The sequence below is a fragment of the Streptomyces sp. NPDC102259 genome (genome assembly GCF_044766465.1).
GTDB lineage: Bacteria > Actinomycetota > Actinomycetes > Streptomycetales > Streptomycetaceae > Streptomyces.
In genome coordinates this window covers 311787-328227 of the sequence record NZ_JBIWMA010000006.1, presented here as the reverse complement: position 1 = coordinate 328227, position 16441 = coordinate 311787, and the positions used below count along the sequence as shown (strand labels likewise).

Below are 16441 nucleotides of genomic sequence, written 5' to 3'. Positions count from 1 at the left end.
AGGTTATCCACAGCGGTTGACACCTTACGACGGCCGTCCCACCATGGAATCGCACGGACCGAACGATCGGTCGGGAGAAGGCTCGGGCAGAGCCGAGGCCGAGGCACCGAGCCGAGGCCCAAGGTCAAGGGGGACCGCATGGCGACAGCAGCCGCGCATCAGACGGCCCGCACACAGCCGCACGCCGGGCAGGACAGAGCGACCGGCTCCGACGAGGCGTACGCGCGCGTCTTCGACGCCACCGTGGCCGCCGACGAACGCATCGAGCCACGCGACTGGATGCCCGACGCCTACCGCGCGACGCTGGTACGCCAGATCGCCCAGCACGCCCACTCCGAGATCATCGGCATGCAGCCGGAGGCCAACTGGATCACCCGCGCGCCCTCCCTGCGCCGCAAGGCCATCCTCATGGCGAAGGTGCAGGACGAGGCGGGCCACGGGCTCTATCTGTACAGCGCGGCCGAGACCCTCGGCGTCGGCCGCGAGGAGCTGCTCGACAAGCTCCACTCCGGCCGCCAGAAGTACTCCTCGATCTTCAACTACCCCACGCTGACCTGGGCGGACGTCGGCGCGATCGGCTGGCTGGTGGACGGCGCCGCGATCACCAACCAGGTGCCCCTGTGCCGCTGCTCCTACGGCCCGTACGCCCGGGCGATGGTCCGCGTCTGCAAGGAGGAGTCCTTCCACCAGCGCCAGGGTTACGAGCTGCTGCTGGCCCTCAGCCAAGGCACCCCGGAGCAGCACGCGATGGCACAGGACGCGGTCGACCGCTGGTGGTGGCCGTCGCTGATGATGTTCGGCCCGCCCGACGACGAGTCCGCGCACTCCGCGCAGTCGATGGCCTGGAAGATCAAGCGCCACTCGAACGACGAACTGCGCCGGCGCTTCGTCGACATCTGCGTCCCCCAGGCGGCCTCGCTCGGCCTCACGCTCCCCGACCCGGACCTCAAGTGGAACGAGGAGCGGGGACACCACGACTTCGGAGCCATCGACTGGACCGAGTTCAAGGATGTCCTCAAGGGCAACGGCCCCTGCAACGAGCAGCGGATGACACAACGCAGGCGCGCACACGACGAGGGCGCGTGGGTACGAGAGGCGGCCGCCGTCTACGCGGCCAAACACAGCTCTGGGACGGAAGTGGAGCAGGCATGACGAACACCGACTGGCCCCTGTGGGAGGTCTTCGTGCGCTCCCGGCGCGGCCTCTCCCACACCCACGCCGGCAGCCTGCACGCGCCGGACGCCGAGTTCGCCCTGCGCAACGCGCGCGATCTGTACACCCGGCGGGGCGAGGGCGTCTCGATCTGGGTCGTGCCGTCCTCCGCCATCACGGCATCCTCGCCGGACGAGAAGGACCCGTTCTTCGAACCGTCCGCCGACAAGCCGTACCGGCACCCGACGTTCTACGAGATCCCGGAGGGGGTGAAGCACCTGTGACCACGACGACGCACACCCACACCGCCGCACTCGCCCTCGGCGACGACGCCCTGGTGCTCTCCCACCGCCTGGGGGAGTGGATGGGCCACGCGCCCGTGTTCGAGGAGGAGGTCGCGCTCGCCAACATCGCCCTCGACCTGCTGGGCCAGGCCCGGATCCTGCTGTCGATGGTCGGCGACGAGGACGAGTTGGCGTACCTGCGCGAGGAACGCGCCTTCCGCAACCTCCAGTTGGTCGAGCAGCCCAACGGCGACTTCGCCCACACCATCGTCCGCCAGCTGTACTTCTCCACCTACCAGCACCTTCTGTACGCGCGGCTGGCGGCCGTGCAGGGCCCGTTCGCGGGACTGGCGGCGAAAGCGGTCAAGGAGGTCGCCTACCACCGCGACCACGCCGAACAGTGGACGCTGCGGCTCGGCGACGGCACCGAGGAGAGCCACGAGCGGACGCAGCGGGCCTGCACGGCACTGTGGCGGTTCACCGGGGAGATGTTCCTCCCCCTGGACGGCCTAGACCTCGACGGGTCGGAGCTGGACTCGGCCTGGCTGGAGTCGGTCCGGAGCGTGCTGGGGCGGGCCGGCCTGGCCGTGCCCGAGGGATCGCGCACCGGAGCCTGGCGCGCGGGCGCGGGCCGTGAGGGCCTGCACACCGAGTCCTTCGGCCGGATGATCGCCGAGATGCAGCACCTGCACCGCAGTCACCCGGGCGCGTCATGGTGACGCTCACCCCGCTGGAGGCGGAACTCCTCGAGGTCGCCGGTTCGGTGCTCGACCCCGAACTGCCCGTGCTCACCCTTCGGGAGCTCGGCGTGCTGCGCGCGGTGCATGTACGCGACGCGGACGCCGTAGAGGTCGATCTGACCCCCACCTACACCGGCTGTCCGGCGGTGGAGGCGATGTCCCTGGACATCGAACGGGCGCTGCACGCCCACGGGGTGCGGGAGGTCACCGTGCGCACGGTGCTGTCCCCCGCCTGGTCCACCGACGACATCTCCGCCGAAGGGCGGCGCAAACTCCGGGAGTTCGGCATCGCACCGCCACGCGTGCGGACGACAGCCGAACCGGTCGGCATCACCCTGGGCCCCACCCGGACCCTCCCCCCGAAGCCCGCGGCCACCGGGACTACGACCGGGACGGTGACCGGAACAGGGGCGTACGCGGCCACGGGCGGGGCCATGGAGCCGATCCGCTGCCCGCACTGCGGCTCCGCCGACACCGAGCTGCTCAGCCGCTTCTCCTCCACCGCCTGCAAGGCGCTGCGGCGCTGCCTCGCCTGCCGTGAACCCTTCGACCACTTCAAGGAGTTGTGATGGCCCGCTTCCACCCGCTCCAGGTGGCCGCGGTGGACCACCTCACCGACGACTCCGTCACCCTCACCCTCACGGTCCCCGACGCGCTGCGCGAGGAGTACCGGCACGCGCCCGGCCAGCATCTCGCCCTGCGCCGCGTGGTCGACGGGACCGAGGTCAGGCGGACGTACTCGATCTGCTCGCCCGCGCCCGGTCCCGACGGCGCGGGGCCCCGCACGCTGCGGGTGGGCGTACGGCTGGTCGAGGGCGGGGCCTTCTCGACGTACGCGCTGAAGGAGATCGCCGTCGGCGACGAGCTGGACGTGATGACGCCGGCCGGCCGGTTCACCCTCGCCCCAGCGCCCGGCCGGTACGCGGCGGTCGTCGGCGGCAGCGGGATCACTCCGGTGCTGTCGATCGTCTCGACGCTGCTGGCCCGCGAGCCCGCGGCCCGGTTCTGCCTCATCCGCAGCGACCGGACGGCCGCCTCGACGATGTTCCTGGAGGAGGTCGCCGACCTCAAGGACAGGTACCCCGAGCGGTTCCAGCTCGTCACCGTGCTCTCCCGCGAGGAGCAGCAGGCCGGGCTGCCGTCCGGGCGGCTGGACCGGGAGCGGCTGACCGGGCTGCTGCCGTCGCTGCTGCCGGTGACAGAGGTGGCGGGGTGGTTCCTGTGCGGGCCGTTCGGACTCGTCCAGGGCGCGGAGCAGGCGCTGCGGGAGATCGGGGTCGCGCGATCCCGGATTCACGAGGAGATCTTCCACGTGGAGGTCACGGCGCCCCCGGCGCGCGTGGCGGCACCGGCACACAGCACCGTGACCGCCCGGCTCGACGGCCGGGGCGGCAGCTGGCCCGTGCGGGACGGGGAGTCGGTCCTGGAGACGGTGCTGCGCAACCGGCCGGACGCGCCCTACGCCTGCAAGGGCGGGGTCTGCGGGACCTGCCGGGCCTTCCTGGTCTCCGGCGAGGTGCGCATGGACCGCAACTTCGCGCTGGAACCGGAGGAGACGGACTCGGGGTATGTGCTGGCCTGCCAGTCGCATCCGCTGACGGAGGCGGTGGAGGTGGACTTCGACCGGTGAGGAGCGCGCGGCGAGGGGCGCCCGCCCCTTACCGCCTTTCCGCTTCACCGCCTTTCCGCCTTTCCGCCTCATCGCCTTACCGACCGTTCCCCTCCCACCGACCGTTCCCTTCTTCTAGAACCTGTTCTATCTTGACGCTCCGTCAGATCAGCTGACCCGTCGGGAGGACAGGCCGTGGACTTCACCTTCACCGAGGAGCAGCAGGCAGCGGCGGAGGCGGCGCGGGGGGTGTTCGCCGGGGTCGCCCCCGACGACGTGCCGAGCCCCGCGCTCACCAGGGGCGCCGTGGCCGACGACTTCGACCGCGCGCTGTGGGCCAGGCTCGCCTCGGCGGACCTGCTGAGCCTGCTGCTGGACGAGGAGTTCGGCGGGGCGGGCCTCGACGCCATCGCGCTCTGTCTGGTGCTGCGCGAGGCGTCGAAGGTGCTGGCACGAGTACCGCTGCTGGAGAACAGCGCGGCAGCGGCCGCCCTACAGGCTTACGGCGGCCCGGGGTTGAAGTCGTCCCTGCTCGCTCGGGCCGGCCGGGGCGAGATCGTCCTCACCGTCGCCGCGAACGGCCGCACCGGCCACGATCCGGCCGAACTCGCCGTGACCGCACGGCAGCTCGACACGGCCGACGGACAAGGTGTGGGCGGCCCGGGGGAGCCGGGCGGTGGCGAGTGGGTGCTGGACGGGGTGCAGACGGTGGTGCCGTGGGCGTACGACGCCGACTTCGTCGTCGTGCCGGCGCGCACCGAGGACGACCGCAGCGTCCTCGCCGTCGTGGCACGCGGGCACGAAGGGGTCGTGCTCGCCGAGCAGATCTCCACCACCGGTGAGCGGCTCGGCGAACTGCGCCTCGAATCGGCGAGGATCGCCGACCGGGACGTCGTCACCGCCGACGGCGCCTGGCAGTGGCTGCGCGCCCTGCTGACCACGGGGACCTGCGCGCAGGCGCTCGGTCTGGGCGAGCGCGTGCTGGCGATGACCAGCGAGTACGCCGGCAAGCGGGAGCAGTTCGGACACCCCATCGCCAGTTTCCAGGCCGTCGCCGTGCAGACGGCCGACCGCTACATCGACCTGCGCGCGATGGAGGTCACGCTGTGGCAGGCCGCGTGGCGGATCGCCGCCGGGACGCCGGGCGCGCTGCCGGCCTCCGGGGATGTGGCCGTGGCCAAGATCTGGGCCTCGGAAGGCGTACGACGGGTGGTGCAGACCGCTCAGCATCTGCACGGAGGCTTGGGCGCCGACGTCGACTACCCGCTGCACCGGTACCACGCCTGGGCCAAGCACCTGGAACTGTCGCTCGGTCCGGCCGCGGCACACGAGGAGGCCCTGGGCGACCTACTGGCCGCCCATCCCCTCGGCTGACACCCCCCCGGCGAGCCGAACCGGCCGACCCGACGAGGCGGCCGCCGACCCGGCCGCCGGTCCGGCCACCCGACGGCGTACCGGCCAGCCACCCGACGGCTACCGGCCGCCCGATCACGTGCCGGTCCGACGACTTACAGGACGGAGCCCGGGTTTCCCTCGTCCGTGACGACCGTGCGGCCCGTGGCGGCCCAGAACTGCATGCCGCCGTCGACGTTCACGGCGTCGATGCCCTGCTGGACGAGGTACATCGTGACCTGGGCCGAGCGACCGCCGGAGCGGCAGATCACATGGACCCGACCGTCCTGCGGAGCCGCCTCGGTCAGCTCACCGTAGCGGCCGACGAACTCGCTGATGGGGATGTGCAGTGCCCCTTCGGCATGACCCGCCTGCCACTCGTCGTCCTCTCGGACGTCGAGCAGGAAGTCGTCGTCCTTGAGGTCGCCGACCTGGACCGTGGGCACACCAGCTCCGAAACTCATGTGCCCGACGCTACCCGACCGGGCGTACGACACGACCGGTCCGCTACCCCACCAGCTCGGCCAGCTCCGCCTCACGGGCGGCGACGTCCGCGAGAAGCTTGTCGGCGATCTCGTCCAGGAGCCGGTCGGGGTCCTCCGGCGCCATGCGGAGCATGGAGCCGATCGCGCCGCCCTCCAGTTCCCGGGCGACCAGCGCGAGCATCTCCTTGCGCTGAGCGAGCCACTCAAGACGGGCGTAGAGCTCCTCGCTGGGGCTCGGGCTGCGCTCCGCGGGCGCCGGACCGGCCGCCCACTCCTCGGCCAGCTCACGCAGCAGGGCTTCCTCGCCACGGGCGTAGGCCGCGTTGACGCGGGTGATGAACTCCTCGCGCCGGGCCCGCTCGTCATCCTCCTGTGCCAGGTCCGGGTGCGCCTTGCGGGCCAGCTCGCGGTACAGCTTGCGGGCCTCCTCGCTGGGTCGCACCCGCTGCGGGGGCCGGACCGGCTGGTCCGTGAGCATCGCCTCGGCCTCGGGGAACAGCCCTTCGCCGTCCATCCAGCCGTGGAACAGCTCCTCGACCCCGGGCATCGGCAACACCCGAGCCCGCGCCTCGGCGGCCTTGCGCCGGTCCTCGGGATCACCGGTGCGGGCGGCCCTGGCCTCGGCGATCTGGGCGTCCAGTTCGTCGAGCCGGGCGTACATCGGGCCGAGTTTCTGATGGTGGAGCCGCGAGAAGTTCTCGACCTCGACGCGGAAGGTCTCCACCGCGATCTCGAACTCGATCAACGCCTGCTCGGCGGCCCGCACGGCCTGCTCCAGCCGTGCCTCGGGCCGGGGCTGCTCAGCTTCGGGGGTCGTCACCCGACCAGCCTAGGCCAACGCTCCCCCGAACCCACCCGACCGGCCGCCCCGCAGGGGTCGCCCTGCCCGGGCTTCCCCTGCCGCGACTCCGTCCGACCGCCCCTCACACGCCCGTCTCCGCCGCGATCCGCCCCGCCCGTACCGCCGCCACCAGGTCCGCGTGGTCCGCCTCGGTGCGGTCGGCATAGGCGACGGCGAAGGCGGCGATCGCCTCGTCGAGATCCTCGTTCTTCCCGCAGTAGCCGGCGATGAGGCGGGGGTCGGCGCTGTGGGAGTGGGCGCGGGCGAGAAGCGCGCCGGTCATCCGGCCGTAGTCGTCGACCTGGTCGGCGGCGAGCGCGGCCGGGTCGACGCTGCCCTTGCGGTTGCGGAACTGCCGTACCTGGAAGGGGAGTCCGTCGACCGTCGTCCAGCCCAGCAGTACGTCGCTGACGACCTGCATGCGTTTCTGGCCGATCACCACCCGGCGTCCCTCGTGCTCCACCTCCGGCACCTCGAAGCCGGCGGCCAGCAGATGCGGGACCAGGGCCGAGGGGCGGGCCTCCTTCACCTGGAGGATCAGCGGCTCGCCCTGGTGGTCGAGCAGCAGCACCACATACGACCTCGTCCCCACGCTGCCCGTGCCGACGATGCGGAAGGCGACGTCGTGGATCGCGTGGCGGGCCAGCAGCGGGTGGCGGTCCTCGGGCAGGGTGACCAGGTAGTGCTCCAGGGACGCGGCCACCGCGTATGCCTCCGCATCCGGGACGCGACGCAGCACCGGCGCCGCGTCGACGAAGCGGCGGCCGCCGTCCTCCGTCGGCTCGGTCGACTTCGCCGCGAACCGCCCGCTGGTGTTGGCCCGGGCCTTCTCCGAGACCCGCTCCAGGGTGCCCAGCAGGTCGTGCGCGTCGGTGTGGGAGACCAGTTCCTCGTCGGCGATGGCGTTCCACGCGTCCAGCACCGGGAGCTTCGCCAGGAGCCGCATGGTGCGGCGGTAGGAGCCGGCCGCGCCGTGCACGGCCCTGCGGCAGGTGTCCTCGTCGGCGCCGGCCTCACGGCCCGCGAGCACCAGAGAGGTGGCGAGACGCTTGAGGTCCCACTCCCAGGGGCCGTCGACGGTCTCGTCGAAGTCGTTCAGGTCGATGACCAGGCCGCCCCGCGCGTCGCCGTAGAGACCGAAGTTCGCGGCGTGGGCGTCGCCGCAGATCTGGGCGCGGATCCCGGTCATGGCGGTGCGGGCCAGGTCGTACGCCATGAGTCCGGCGGAGCCGCGCAGGAACGCGAACGGCGTCGCCATCATCCGGCCGACCCGAATCGGGGCCAGCTCCGGGATGCGGCCCCGGCTGGACTCCTCCACCGCCGCCACCGCGTCCGGCCGGGAGGGGTCCATGTCGAACGCGGCGTGTGCCGAACGCGGCACCCGGCCGCGCAGAGCCTTGCCCGCTTCCTTGGGCGACCTCGGCTCGGGCGACCCCGGAGCCGCCCCCGCTTCCGGTCCAGCGGTGGGCCGCGCGACGGGCCACTCGGCGAAGCCTCGCACTCGGGGAAGCCTGCGCGCCCCGCCCATCTCTGTCCCCGCACCACCGGCCTCGGTCACCATGACCGCCTCCCCCGCACACGTACGTCCGTCGGCTCGACGAGCCGAACATCAACTCGTGGCGACCGTACAGCCCGACGACGGCACGGCGGCAGCCCCTGTGGACAACCTCCCGGCTGTGGAAAAACCCTCGTCCGCACAGGCGGGGCAGCCCCTCCGATGCACACCCTCGCCGTGGGCCACGGCTCCACGACGGCGGCTCCACGACGGCGGGCATGTTTCACGTGAAACACGACCCCCGGGCCGGAACACCCCCACCGTGCTCCCCGCATCACGACCACCTCTCGCGCACAGGCTTCACCACACACAGGGCAGCTCCACAGCGATCGTCGTCGGTCCCCCGTCGGGGCTGTCCACGTTCACCACGCCGTCAAGCGCGGCGACCCGGCGCCGGATCCCCAGCAAGCCGGACCCGACGTCCTCGTCCGCGCCTCCGAGACCCTCGTCCCGCACCACGGCCCGCAGCCCGTACCGCAGCCGCACCAACTCGACGGCCGCCCGCGGCGACCCACTGTGCTTGACGACATTGGTGAGCGCCTCCGCCACCGCGAAGTAGGCAGCGGCCTCCACAGCGGCGGGCGCCCGGTATCCACGGGATCCATCAGAGCCGCCCGACCCACTGCTCGGCCCGACCGCCCCACCACCACGGCCGCCACCGCCACCGCCACCGCTGTCCACGAGTCCTTCCACCCGGACCGTCACGTCCAGCCCGCTGCCGGCGGCCAGCGCCCGTACCGCTCCCGCGAGGCCGCGGTCGGTGAGGATCGGCGGATGGATGCCGCGGACGACGTGCCGCAGTTCCGTGAGCGCCTGTTCGGCCTGGTCCTGCGCGTCCGCCATGAGCTTGCGCGCGGAGTCCGGATCACGGTCGAAGGCCCGCTGGGCGAGCCCGATCCGCATGGACAGCGCGACCAGGCGGGCCTGGGCGCCGTCGTGCAGGTCGCGCTCGATGCGACGCAGTTCGGCGCCGTGCGCGGCGATCGCGTCGGCGCGGGTCTCGGTCAGCGCCCGGACCCGAGCGGCGAGCCGCGCCTTGGGCGACGGCTTGAGCAGGTCCGCCGACCAGCGCGCCTCGAGATCGGCGAGCCGGACGACCAACGGCAGGACGACGGCGTCCCGGCGCAGCAGCCCGCACCACACCCCGTCGACGACCAGCCCCACGGGCCACAGCGGCAGCGCGAGCAGCACCAGCCAGCCGTAGACGTAGTGGGCGGCCATCCAGCGCAGGTCGGCGCGGGTGCCGGGGTCGTGGACAGCCGTGCGCAGCCGCTCGCGCAGGGTGCCGGTGAGCGGCTCGTACGCCTCGGGGATCTCGTGGCCCGTCCAGTCGGCGACCTGGCGGCGCTTGGCCCCGGCGATCCGGCGGATCAGCAGCACGGCCTCGGGCAGCATCCACGCGCCGACGACCACGAGCGTGCCGATGGCGGCGATGAGCAGCACGGTGACGAAGAGACAGGTACCGAAGGTCATCATCGCGGCGATGAACAGCCGGCCCGTGGCTCGTCCCGCCTGCCGGACCGTCGTCGTCATCGGGGTCGTTCGCGACATACACCCCACGCTAGGCCGCACTCGGGGTGAACGCGGTGTAGCCCGCTACACCCTCCCCGCGGGCCCCCGTCGACGACCGGCGGCCCCCACCGGGTCGTCACCGTCCACCGCTCTGAGATGTTCCTCACACACGGTGAGCAATCATGGCCTGGACCGGACCGTGCCGGACAGCACGCCCTCGCGACAGGTCTCGGGGTATGCATCGGGATACGCGAAAGCCCCGCAGGTCCGAGACCTACGGGGCTTTCGACTGGTGCGCGAGGGGGGAGTTGAACCCCCACGCCCTTGCGGGCACTGGAACCTGAATCCAGCGCGTCTGCCTATTCCGCCACCCGCGCATTGGGTGTGTCTTCGAGCTTGTGGGCCTTGCGGCCTTGCGCCTTCCGACACGCAGAACATTAGCACGCGGTCCAGGGTGCGTTCACATCCCTTCTGTGGGGGCAGGGAGCAGGTGGGAGGCCATCGGCGGCCCCCGTACGTCTCGGCGGTGACTGGTTCGCGTATCAACCTCGTACCTAAGGCGGCCGTCTCCCCAGGAGCCGGACGAGGACCACAGTCAGGTGCGGGACACTGGTCCTCGGCCGCCTCTACGATCCTGGGCAGAACCAGGTGCGCACGAGGGCGTCGACACCCGTCGACGGGGCCGACAGGGGGAACCAGCCGATTCACCGGCGCGTGGATACGATCAGTAAGCAGTACCAGGTAGACAGCACGAGCACGGCACGGGACAGCAGCCACTACGGAGGAGGTGCCCCATGGGAGTCCTGAAGAAGTTCGAGCAGCGTCTCGAGGGTCTGGTCAACGGCACCTTCGCGAAGGTGTTCAAGTCCGAGGTCCAGCCCGTGGAGATCGCCGGCGCGCTCCAGCGCGAGTGCGACAACAACGCGACCATCTGGAACCGGGACCGGACGGTCGTCCCCAACGACTTCATCGTGGAACTGAGCACGCCGGACTACGAGCGGCTCAGCCCCTACTCCGGCCAGCTCGGCGACGAGCTCGCCGGAATGGTCCGCGACTACGCCAAGCAGCAGCGCTACACCTTCATGGGCCCGATCAAGGTCAACCTGGAGAAGGCGGACGACCTCGACACCGGTTTGTACCGGGTGCGCAGCCGTACGCTCGCCTCCTCCAGCAGCCAGGCGCCGGAGCAGCCGCCCGCGGGCGGCCGACAGCGCGCCGGCGGATCCGACGGGCCCGGGTATCCCGGGGCCGGCGCCGCCGCTCCGCCCATGCCCTCCGCTCCGCCGCCCGGCCCCCGGGCCGGCGGCTACGGCTACCCGCCCGCTGCCGGCGCCCAGCGCCCCGGCGCGGCAGGCGGCGGCCTGGCCGGGGCCCCGCAGCCCGGATCGCGCGCCCGCCACTGGATCGAGATCAACGGCACCCGCCACCAGATCTCCCGCGGGACGCTCGTGATGGGCCGCAGCACCGAGGCCGACGTACGGATCGACGACCCCGGCGTCTCCCGCCGGCACTGTGAGATCCGGACCGGTTCGCCCTCGACGATCCAGGATCTGGGATCCACCAACGGCATCGTGGTGGACGGGCAGCACACCACCCGCGCTACGCTCCGCGACGGCTCGCGGATCGTCGTGGGCAGCACCACCATCATTTATCGGCAAGCCGAAGGGTGAAGCGGGGGCAATGTCAGAGCTGACCCTCACGGTCATGCGGCTGGGTTTTCTGGCCGTACTGTGGCTGTTCGTCATCGTGGCCGTGCAGGTCATCCGCAGCGACCTCTTCGGTACGCGCGTCACTCAGCGCGGTTCGCGCCGGGAGGCCGGGCGGGCCCAGCAGGCCCAGCGCCAACAGGCGCCTCCGCAGCAGCGCCAGCAGCCCGCCGCCGCAGGCCGCACGCGCCGCAACGCACCTACCAAGCTGGTGGTGTCCGAGGGCACCCTCACCGGCACGACCGTCGCGCTCCAGGGCCAGACCATCTCGCTGGGCCGGGCGCACGACAGCACGATCGTGCTGGACGACGACTACGCCTCCAGCCGTCATGCCAGGATCTACCCGGACCGCGACGGCCAGTGGATCGTCGAGGACCTGGGCTCCACCAACGGCACGTACCTCGACCGATCGCGGCTGACGACTCCCACACCGATCCCGCTGGGCGCGCCGATCCGTATCGGCAAGACCGTCATCGAGCTTCGGAAGTAGTGCTACATCATGAGTGAGTGCGAGCGGAGCGAGCACGCGGCGGCGGCCGGCACCCATGGCCACCGTGTGCTCCCGACCGGAGGGTGGGCAGTGTGGCTCGACACGACCGGCTGTACCCGGAGCCGACGGGCGAGGTGCGCATGAGTCTGTCACTGCGCTTCGCCGCCGGATCGCACAAGGGCATGATCCGGGAGGGCAACGAGGACTCCGGTTACGCCGGTCCCCGCCTGCTCGCCATCGCCGACGGCATGGGCGGCGCCGCCGCCGGTGAGGTCGCCTCCTCCGAGGCCATCTCCACCATCGTCGCCCTCGACGACGACGTCCCCGGCTCCGACGTCCTCACCTCGCTCGGCACCGCCGTCCAGCGCGCCAACGACCAGTTGCGCTCGCTGGTCGAGGAGGACCCCCAGCTCGAGGGCATGGGGACCACCCTGACCGCCCTGCTGTGGACCGGCCAGCGCCTCGGGCTCGTGCACGTCGGGGACTCGCGCGCCTATCTGCTGCGGGACGGCGTACTGACCCAGATCACTCAGGACCACACCTGGGTGCAGCGCCTCGTCGACGAGGGCCGCATCACCGAGGAAGAGGCCACCACCCACCCGCAACGGTCGCTGCTGATGCGGGCGTTGGGCAGTGGTGAGCATGTGGAGCCGGATCTGTCGATCCGCGAGGTCCGGGCCGGCGACCGCTATCTGATCTGCTCCGACGGGCTGTCGGGCGTCGTCTCGCACCAGACGCTCGAGGACACCCTCGCCAGCTACCAGGGCCCCCAGGAGACCGTGCAGGAGCTCATCCAGCTCGCGCTGCGCGGCGGCGGCCCCGACAACATCACGGTCATCGTCGCCGACGTCCTCGACCTGGACACCGGCGACACCCTCGCCGGGCAGCTGTCCGACACTCCGGTCGTGGTCGGCGCGGTCGCCGAGAACCAGCTCCAGCTGCACGACAACAACATCATGCAGACCCCGGCGGGACGCGCCTCGGGCCTCGGCCGCCGACAGCAAGGGCGCGGCGGGGGCGGCGAGTTCGGCCCGCCCGGCTCCGGCGGCGACATCACCGGCTTCATCCCCACCGACGGCTTCGGCGACTACACCGACGACGACTTCGTCAAACCCCGCAAGGGCCGTAGGTGGCTGAAGAGATCCTTCTACGGCGTGCTCGCGCTCGCCGTCATCGGCGGCGGCCTGTACGGCGGCTATCGCTGGACGCAGACGCAGTATTACGTCGGCACCAAGGGCGAGCACGTCGCGCTGTACCGCGGCATCAGCCAGGACCTGGCCTGGGTGTCGCTGTCGAAGGTGGAGAAGGACCACCCCGAGATCGAACTCAAGTACCTCCCGGACTACCAGCAGAAGCTGGTCGAGTCGACGATCGCCGAGGGCAACCTGTCCACCGCCCAGAAGAAGATCGACGAACTGGCCGTCCAGGCCTCCGCATGCAAGAAGCACGCCGAGACCCCCACGGCGAGCAAGACCGGTTCGAAGACCGGCGAGGGCCAGGCCGGCGGCACCACGGGAACCACGCCCGTCTCCGTCACGTCCAAGGCATCGCCGAGCCCCTCGGCAACCGCGTCCCCGTCCGCACCCGCGACCACTACTCCCACCCCCGGCCCCAGCCTTTCGGAGGAAGAGCAGAAGGTCGTCTCGCGGTGCGGTGAGCAGTAGGCAAGCCGTGAGAGGCCCCGTCACACGATGAGCAGTACTACCAACTCGCCGACGCACCACACGTCCACGATCGGCTCGATCGGCACCCCGAGCCGGCGCAACACCGAGCTCGCGCTCCTGGTGTTCGCCGTCTTGATCCCGGTCTTCGCCTACGCCAACGTGGGCCTCGCCATCAACGAGAAGGTGCCGTCCGGCCTCCTGAGCTACGGCCTCGGCCTCGGCCTGCTGGCCGGCGTCGCGCACCTCGTCGTGCGCAAGTTCGCGCCGTACGCGGACCCGCTGCTGCTGCCGGTGGCCACGCTGCTGAACGGGCTCGGACTCGTCGCCATCTGGCGGCTCGACCAGTCGAAGTACCTCCAGCAGGCCGAGCAGGCCGGCACGGCCGCGCCACGCCAGCTGCTGTACACGGCGATGGGCATCGCCCTGTTCATCGTGGTGCTGGTCTTCCTCAAGGACCACCGCGTCCTCCAGCGCTACACCTACATCTCGATGGTCGGCGCGATCTTCCTGCTGCTGCTGCCCCTCGTGCCGGGCCTCGGACAGAACATCTACGGCGCCAAGATCTGGATCTCGGTGGCCGGTTTCTCCATCCAGCCCGGTGAGTTCGCCAAGATCGTGCTGGCGATCTTCTTCGCCGGCTATCTGATGGTGAAGCGCGACGCGCTCGCCCTGGCCAGCCGCCGCGTCCTCGGCCTCTACCTGCCGCGCGGCCGCGACCTCGGCCCGATCATCGTCGTCTGGATCATCTCGATCCTGATCCTGGTCTTCGAGACGGACCTCGGCACCTCGCTGCTGTTCTTCGGAATGTTCGTCATCATGCTGTACGTCGCCACCGAGCGGACCAGCTGGATCGTCTTCGGCATGCTGATGTCCGCGGCCGGCGCGGTCGGCGTGGCCCAGTTCGAGAGCCACGTCCAGCAGCGTGTCCAGGCCTGGCTCGACCCGATGAAGGAGTACACGCTCTCCCAGCAGGGCGTCGTCGGCCACTCCGAGCAGGCCATGCAGGCCCTGTGGGCGTTCGGCTCCGGCGGCACCCTCGGCACCGGCTGGGGCCAGGGCCACTCCGAGCTGATCAAGTTCGCCGCCAACTCCGACTTCATCCTCGCCACCTTCGGCGAGGAGCTCGGCCTGGCCGGCATCATGGCGCTGCTGCTGCTGTACGGCCTGATCGTCGAGCGCGGCGTGCGCACCGCCCTCGCCGCCCGCGACCCCTTCGGCAAGTTGCTGGCCATCGGCCTCTCCGGCGCCTTCGCCCTCCAGGTGTTCGTCGTCGCCGGCGGTGTGATGGGCCTCATCCCGCTCACCGGTATGACGATGCCCTTCCTGGCCTACGGCGGTTCCTCCGTCATCGCCAACTGGGCGCTGATCGGCATCCTGATCCGCATCAGCGACACCGCGCGCCGCCCCGCGCCCGCCCCCGCCTCGAACCCCGACGCCGAGATGACCCAGGTGGTCCGCCCGTCATGAACAAGCCCCTGCGCCGGATCGCGATCTTCTGCGGCCTCCTGGTCCTCACGCTGCTGCTGCGCGACAACTACCTCCAGTACGTCAAGGCGGACACTCTCGCCAGCGACACCAAGAACCGCCGCGTCAACATCACCCGGTACTCGACCCCGCGCGGCGACATCATCGTCGACGGCAAGGCCATCACCGGCTCGGTCGAGACCAGCGGCGACTACAAGTACAAGCGCACCTGGTCCAACGGCGCGATGTGGGCGCCGGTCACCGGCTACTCCTCGCAGGCCTTCGGCGCCAACCAGCTGGAGAAGCTCGAGGACGGCATCCTCAGCGGCAACGACGACCGGCTCTTCTTCCGCAACACCCTGGACATGATCACGGGCAAGGAGAAGGAGGGCGGCAGCGTCGTCACCACCCTCAACGCCGCCGCGCAGAAGGCCGCGTACAACGGCCTGGGCGACAAGAAGGGCGCGGTCGCCGCGATCGAGCCGTCCACCGGCAAGATCCTGGCGCTGGTCTCCACGCCGTCGTACGACCCGTCGAAGTTCGCCGGGTCCTCCGACACGGACCAGGAGGCGTGGAACGCGGTCCAGAAGAAGAACGACGCCGACGACCCGATGCTCAACCGCGCGCTGCGCGAGACCTACCCGCCGGGCTCGACGTTCAAGGTGGTCACGGCCGCCGCCGCGCTGGAGAACGGCGAGGTCTCCGGCGTCGACGAGAAGACCCAGACCCCGGACCCGTTCCCGCTGCCGCAGTCCACCAGCAAGCTCACCAACGAGCACGGGGCGTGCGAGAACGCCACGCTGCGCTACGCGCTCACGGTGTCCTGCAACACCGTCTTCGCGAAGATGGCCGACAACGTCGGCAACGAGAAAATGATCGAGCAGGCCGGGAAGTTCGGCTTCAACGAAGCCGAGCTGGACACCCCGGTGCGCGCCGCCAAGTCGATCTACCCCGAGGACAACGCGCCGCAGAACGCCCTGGACGGCATCGGTCAGGGCTCCAACGCGGCCACCCCGCTCCAGATGGCCATGGTCGCCTCGGCGGTCGCCAACGACGGCAAGCTGATGAAGCCGTACATGGTCGACCAGCTCAAGGCCCCCAACCTGGACACCCTGGAGACGACCGAGCCCCAGCAGCTGTCCCAGGCCGTCTCGTCCAAGACGGCACAGGCCCTCCAGGAAATGATGGAGTCGGTCGTCAACGATCCGCAGGGCACCGGCGGCAAGGCCAAGATCGACGGCGTCATCGTGGGCGGCAAGACCGGTACCGCCCAGCACGGCCTCAACAACAAAGAGAAGCCGTACGCCTGGTTCATCTCCTACGCGAAGCTGTCCGACGGCAGCGCGCCGGTGGCCGTCGCCGTCGTCGTCGAGGACGGCGCCGCCGACCGCGGCGACATCACCGGCGGCGGTCTGGCCGGTCCGATCGCGAAGAACGTGATGAAGGCAGTCATCGACAGCAAGAAGTGACCCCCATCACGTCGCCTACACATCGGTGCACGTTGCGATACCGGTCCTGTATCGGGTGACGGGCTTGGCCAGGTCACA

General features: G+C 71.0%; 15 protein-coding genes and 1 tRNA gene. 11 read left to right on the top strand and 5 right to left on the bottom strand.

The genetic code is table 11. The features are described from left to right. Window positions 1–138 precede the first annotated feature (138 nt). The 6 genes from paaA to ACIRPU_RS17895 all read left to right on the top strand — a co-directional run bounded on the left by paaA (window position 139) and on the right by ACIRPU_RS17895 (window position 5159). On the top strand, window positions 139–1152 hold the full coding sequence (gene paaA / locus ACIRPU_RS17920) for a 1,2-phenylacetyl-CoA epoxidase subunit PaaA (RefSeq protein ID WP_403867853.1): 1014 nt from the start codon (window positions 139–141) through the stop codon (window positions 1150–1152). Beyond that, window positions 1149–1436 carry a 1,2-phenylacetyl-CoA epoxidase subunit PaaB gene (gene paaB, locus ACIRPU_RS17915; protein WP_054242083.1) on the top strand — a complete coding sequence of 96 codons (288 nt, stop codon included), beginning with the start codon at window positions 1149–1151 and terminating at the stop codon, window positions 1434–1436. Before paaA ends, paaB begins: the two co-directional genes overlap by 4 nt. Then, on the top strand, window positions 1433–2155 hold the full coding sequence (gene paaC, locus ACIRPU_RS17910) for a 1,2-phenylacetyl-CoA epoxidase subunit PaaC (RefSeq protein ID WP_403867850.1): 723 nt from the start codon (window positions 1433–1435) through the stop codon (window positions 2153–2155). The genes paaB and paaC overlap by 4 nt, the downstream gene beginning before the upstream one ends. Beyond that, complete coding sequence (gene paaD, locus ACIRPU_RS17905; protein ID WP_403867847.1) at window positions 2149–2745, top strand: 1,2-phenylacetyl-CoA epoxidase subunit PaaD; 597 nt, start codon at window positions 2149–2151, stop codon at window positions 2743–2745. Before paaC ends, paaD begins: the two co-directional genes overlap by 7 nt. Continuing rightward, the gene (locus ACIRPU_RS17900; RefSeq protein ID WP_403867844.1) at window positions 2745–3806 is read left to right on the top strand and encodes a 2Fe-2S iron-sulfur cluster-binding protein; all 1062 of its coding nucleotides are present in this window, start codon (window positions 2745–2747) and stop codon (window positions 3804–3806) included. Before paaD ends, ACIRPU_RS17900 begins: the two co-directional genes overlap by 1 nt. A 174-nt stretch (window positions 3807–3980) precedes the next feature. Further along, on the top strand, window positions 3981–5159 hold the full coding sequence (locus ACIRPU_RS17895) for an acyl-CoA dehydrogenase family protein (RefSeq protein WP_403867841.1): 1179 nt from the start codon (window positions 3981–3983) through the stop codon (window positions 5157–5159). Between the two features lie 134 nt (window positions 5160–5293). On the opposite strand, the gene ACIRPU_RS17890 is transcribed toward ACIRPU_RS17895, so the two are convergent. The 5 genes from ACIRPU_RS17890 to ACIRPU_RS17870 all read right to left on the bottom strand — a co-directional run bounded on the left by ACIRPU_RS17890 (window position 5294) and on the right by ACIRPU_RS17870 (window position 9947). After that, window positions 5294–5623, bottom strand: a complete 330-nt coding sequence (locus ACIRPU_RS17890; RefSeq protein WP_384118170.1) for a rhodanese-like domain-containing protein — start codon at window positions 5621–5623, stop codon at window positions 5294–5296. Window positions 5624–5684: 61 nt separating this feature from the next. Next, complete coding sequence (locus ACIRPU_RS17885; protein WP_403867838.1) at window positions 5685–6482, bottom strand: J domain-containing protein; 798 nt, start codon at window positions 6480–6482, stop codon at window positions 5685–5687. Between the two features lie 103 nt (window positions 6483–6585). Continuing rightward, complete coding sequence (locus tag ACIRPU_RS17880; RefSeq protein ID WP_403867835.1) at window positions 6586–8064, bottom strand: DUF2252 domain-containing protein; 1479 nt, start codon at window positions 8062–8064, stop codon at window positions 6586–6588. Window positions 8065–8358: 294 nt separating this feature from the next. After that, a complete protein-coding gene (locus ACIRPU_RS17875) occupies window positions 8359–9591 on the bottom strand; it encodes a histidine kinase (protein ID WP_403867986.1) in 1233 nt (410 codons plus the stop codon). Between the two features lie 269 nt (window positions 9592–9860). Then, window positions 9861–9947, bottom strand: a tRNA-Leu gene (locus tag ACIRPU_RS17870). Window positions 9948–10364: 417 nt separating this feature from the next. Between ACIRPU_RS17870 and ACIRPU_RS17865 the strand changes: the two genes are divergently transcribed. The 5 genes from ACIRPU_RS17865 (at window position 10365) to ACIRPU_RS17845 (ending at window position 16363) form a co-directional block, all read left to right on the top strand. Further along, window positions 10365–11240, top strand: a complete 876-nt coding sequence (locus ACIRPU_RS17865; RefSeq protein ID WP_403867832.1) for an FhaA domain-containing protein — start codon at window positions 10365–10367, stop codon at window positions 11238–11240. Between the two features lie 10 nt (window positions 11241–11250). Beyond that, window positions 11251–11766 (top strand): FHA domain-containing protein, encoded by a 516-nt coding sequence (locus ACIRPU_RS17860; protein ID WP_093780442.1) that lies wholly within the window; start codon window positions 11251–11253, stop codon window positions 11764–11766. Between the two features lie 92 nt (window positions 11767–11858). Then, window positions 11859–13430, top strand: a complete 1572-nt coding sequence (locus ACIRPU_RS17855; RefSeq protein WP_355707945.1) for a Stp1/IreP family PP2C-type Ser/Thr phosphatase — start codon at window positions 11859–11861, stop codon at window positions 13428–13430. A 27-nt stretch (window positions 13431–13457) separates the two neighbouring features. After that, on the top strand, window positions 13458–14897 hold the full coding sequence (locus tag ACIRPU_RS17850; RefSeq protein WP_403867828.1) for an FtsW/RodA/SpoVE family cell cycle protein: 1440 nt from the start codon (window positions 13458–13460) through the stop codon (window positions 14895–14897). After that, complete coding sequence (locus ACIRPU_RS17845) at window positions 14894–16363, top strand: peptidoglycan D,D-transpeptidase FtsI family protein (protein WP_403867825.1); 1470 nt, start codon at window positions 14894–14896, stop codon at window positions 16361–16363. Before ACIRPU_RS17850 ends, ACIRPU_RS17845 begins: the two co-directional genes overlap by 4 nt. Window positions 16364–16441: the final 78 nt, after the last annotated feature.